This is a genomic window from Streptomyces sp. NPDC049541 (assembly GCF_044465725.1).
Lineage (GTDB): Bacteria > Actinomycetota > Actinomycetes > Streptomycetales > Streptomycetaceae > Streptomyces.
The window spans coordinates 57879-61307 of record NZ_JBITLY010000021.1; the positions used below are offsets into that span (position 1 = coordinate 57879).

The 3429-nt window shown below is 71.3% G+C and carries 3 protein-coding genes and 1 pseudogene; 2 read left to right on the forward strand and 2 right to left on the reverse strand.

What is annotated here, in order from left to right; translation table 11 throughout:
• Positions 1-264, reverse strand: a 264-nt coding sequence (locus tag ACIBW9_RS41675; protein WP_398963839.1) for a hypothetical protein, incomplete at its 3' end; no start/stop codon positions are given.
• 404 nt (positions 265-668) lie between these two features.
• Between ACIBW9_RS41675 and ACIBW9_RS41680 the strand changes: the two genes are divergently transcribed.
• Complete coding sequence (locus ACIBW9_RS41680; protein WP_398963842.1) at positions 669-1925, forward strand: aminotransferase class V-fold PLP-dependent enzyme; 1257 nt, start codon at positions 669-671, stop codon at positions 1923-1925.
• A gap of 123 nt (positions 1926-2048) precedes the next feature.
• Here ACIBW9_RS41680 and ACIBW9_RS41685 read toward each other — a convergent pair whose 3' ends face one another.
• A complete protein-coding gene (locus tag ACIBW9_RS41685) occupies positions 2049-2807 on the reverse strand; it encodes a thioesterase II family protein (protein WP_398963845.1) in 759 nt (252 codons plus the stop codon).
• Between the two features lie 419 nt (positions 2808-3226).
• On the opposite strand from ACIBW9_RS41685, the pseudogene ACIBW9_RS41690 reads away from it, so the two are divergent.
• Positions 3227-3429 (forward strand): annotated as a pseudogene (locus tag ACIBW9_RS41690) (2-oxoglutarate ferredoxin oxidoreductase subunit alpha); the annotation flags it as partial.

Genomic DNA, 3429 nt, shown 5'->3' on the forward strand with positions numbered 1-3429 from the left:
GGCGACGGTGGTGGTGGTCTTCGGCCAGCCGATGTCGGCGGGGTTGGCGGTGGCGACGGTGGCGGTCTTCGGCCAGCCGATGTCGGCGGGGTTGGCGGTGGCGACGGTGGTGGTCTTCGGCCAGCCGATGGAGTCCGTCGCGGACACCGTCTTCGTCGTGGTCGGCCAGCCGATCGAGTCCGCGGCGGAGGCGGCACCAGCGGTGGAGAACGCGGCGGCGGCGACGGCGGCGGCGACGGTGGCGATCCGGGCGATGCGGTTCATGGCGGGCTCCTCGGTGTCAATTCCGTGTTCGTTGCTTGGCAACCTCTTGCCTAGAGATTGGCAAGGGAATCTCGGGAATCGCTCGGGAATTGGTCGAACCGTGCTCAAGAGGGTCGCGAGATGCGCCCCAGAACCCCTGCGCACACTACTGGCTTGCCTGAATGGAAGACGTCTGACCTGCAAGGATGCCAAGTCTTGGCAGAACCCCGGACCCTCTGGCAACGCTAGGCAATTCCTAGGAAAGAGACCCGGGCACAGCCGAGTTCGGAGCCAGGGGGTGTCACCTCCACTTGAGCGCCGCCTGAGCCCACGTTGCCAACTTCCGGTCCATGGAGGCAATGTGTTGCCAAGCATCAGGCAACAAATTGCCTCGGCTGTCTCAGTGACGGGGGGAGGCCCCGAAAGTGAACGCGAAGTCCCAAGGTGACCAGAGGGTCCATCTGAACTCGGCCGGTCTCGGCCGCATGCCGGCCGCCGTGCTCGAGGTCCTCACCGAATGGACGCGCTTCGAGGACCGGTACGGGCCGTACGAGCTGGAGGAACGCCTCGACGATGTCGTGAACCGGGAGATCCACGAGCGACTGGCCGCCCTGCTCGGCGCGCCGAGCGGCGACACCGCTCTGTGCACCGGGGCCGCCGACGTCTTCGCCGCCGTTCTGCCCCGGCTCCCGCTCGGCCCGCGCGACCGCGTCTGGACGACTCCCTACGAGTCGGCCGCCCATCTCACCGCCCTGTTCGCCCTGCGCGCCCGCACCGGCTGCCGGCTGGACGTCGTACCGCTGCGCCCGGACGGGGACCTGGATCTGGAGTGGATGGCCTCCCACGCCGGCGACGACCTGGCCCTGGTCTCGGTGACGCATGTCCCGGCGGGCTGCGGCATCGTCAACCCGGTGGAGGAGATCGGCCGCATCCTGGCCCCGCACCGCTGCCTGTACGCCGTCGATGCCTCCTACGCCGTCGGACAGCTCCCCGTGGACGTCGCCCGCATCGGCTGCCACCTGCTCACCGGGGACGGCTGGCGCTTCCTGCGCGGGCCGCAGTCCGTCGGGTTCGCCTATGCGGCGCCGCAGCTGCGCCAGGCCCTGGCCCCGCACGGCGGCCTGCCGCTCATGCCGCCGCACGGCGCCGCCGTCGCCGCGCTGAACGCGGCCCTGACCCGGCTCGCGCCCGTCACCGAGGACCTCGGGGCACGCCTGCGCGCGGCCGTGGAGAACACGCCCGGCACCGGGCTGATCGTCCCCGGCCGGGTCCAGTCCGGCATCGCCACCTTCACGCACGAGGAACTGCCGGCCGCACTGCTGCGCCGTCGCCTCGCGGACCGCGGAATCGTCGTGTGGAAGACGGTCGCCCAGGAGACCCCGCTGTACCTGCCCGGACGCGGTGTCGTCACGGCCGTACGCGCATCCGTCCACCCCGACAACCGCGCCGAGGACATCGAGTTGTTCGCCGACGCTCTCCAGGACGCCGTGGCCGAGGGGCGCCCGCGGTCCGCCCACGTCCCGCGTCCGCCGTTCACCGCACCGGCGTTGCACACCGTGCCGTTCATGCCGTCCGTGTCGGCCGCGGTCCGGACCCCGAGCCGGCGAGTGGCCGGGCGAGGGCATCTGACCCTGGTGTCCGACGACCCGTCACACACCAGCCGGCTCCAGCCCGGGGCGTGAGCGGTCGGCGGCCGACGGGAAGTGCCGCTCGGAGCAATCGACTTGCCGGGGCACATGAGCGGACAGGCGAGAACCCGGGTCACGGGGGCTGGGGGATCCGTGACCCGGGTTCTCGCGGTGCGGTCATCCCAGCCGCGCCCTCAGGGCGGAAAGGACGGCCGGTGCCTGCGCGTTGAGGTAGAAGTGGCCGCCGGAGAACACCTTCAGGTCGAACGGTCCCGCGCTGTGTTCCGCCCAGGCCCGCGCCTCGTCCAGCGTGACCCGGGGATCGTCGTCACCGGTGAGCGCGGTCAGCGGGCAGGACAACAGCGGGCCCGGCGCCGGGCGATAGGTCTCCGCGGCCCGGTAGTCGGCGCGGATCGACGGCAGGACCATGCGCAGGATGTGCGGATCACCCAGCACCCGGCTGTCGGTACCGCTGAGCCGGGTGATGTCCTCGATCAGGCCCTCGTCGTCCAGCAGGTGCACCCGCTCGTCCCGCACGATGGACGGGGCCCGCCGCCCGGAGACGAACAGGTGGTGCAGCACCTGGCCGCGCTGTTCGAAGCGCCGCGCCACCTCGTAGGCCACCGAGGCGCCCAGGCTGTGCCCGAAGAACGACACCGGCCGGTCGAACCAGTCCCGCAACTCCTCCACCAGCGCGTCGGCGAGCCCGTGGACGCTGTCGACACAGGGTTCGTGGCGCCGGTCCTGGCGCCCCGGGTACTGGATCGCGAGCACGTCGACGTCCGGCGCGAGGGCTCGGGCGACCGGAAAGTAGAAGGACGCCGAGCCGCCCCCGTGCGGGAAGCACACCATGCGGTGCGGGGCCTCTGGGGCGGGGTGGAAGCGCCGTACCCAGGCGCCCGTCCCCGCGTTCGTGGACGTCGTGAAAGCTGTCATGTCGGTGGTCCCCTTCGGGTCATGCGGGCCGGGCAGGCTCTGGGCGGATCGATTCGGAAACGGTGTCGGGCCCGATCCGCAGGGCCTCGTCGGCGGGCTGCCGCCGCACGGGAAGAGGTCCTTGAGCAGATCGGGAGCCGGATACGTCCCGTGCCGCTGTCCGGCGACCCCGCGCAGCGGCAGCCGGCCGATGCAACTGCGGGTCCGGCCCGCGTTGTCGGGGTGCAGGAGTATGGCACGTGGCGATACAGCCGCGACGGAACGCGACGAGCGGCACCTTGCTGATGCCCCGTCGAGTCCGGGGCGGCCTGGGCGGATGCGAGTGCCCCTCTAACGGCCGTCCCTAGCCTCCGGCTCAGGTGTGCGCACTCCGGTGCCGCCGCGAGACCAGTCACGGACCGACAGGAGCCGACCTACACATGTCTGTGGAAATGACCGGGCCGCCCGAGACGGGGACGGCACCCGCGAAGGACGTGCGGCGTCTGGACCGGGTGATCATCCGGTTCGCGGGGGACTCGGGTGACGGGATGCAGCTCACCGGTGACCGTTTCACCTCGGAGACCGCGTCCTTCGGGAACGATCTGTCCACTCTTCCGAACTTCCCCGCCGAGATCCGGGCCCC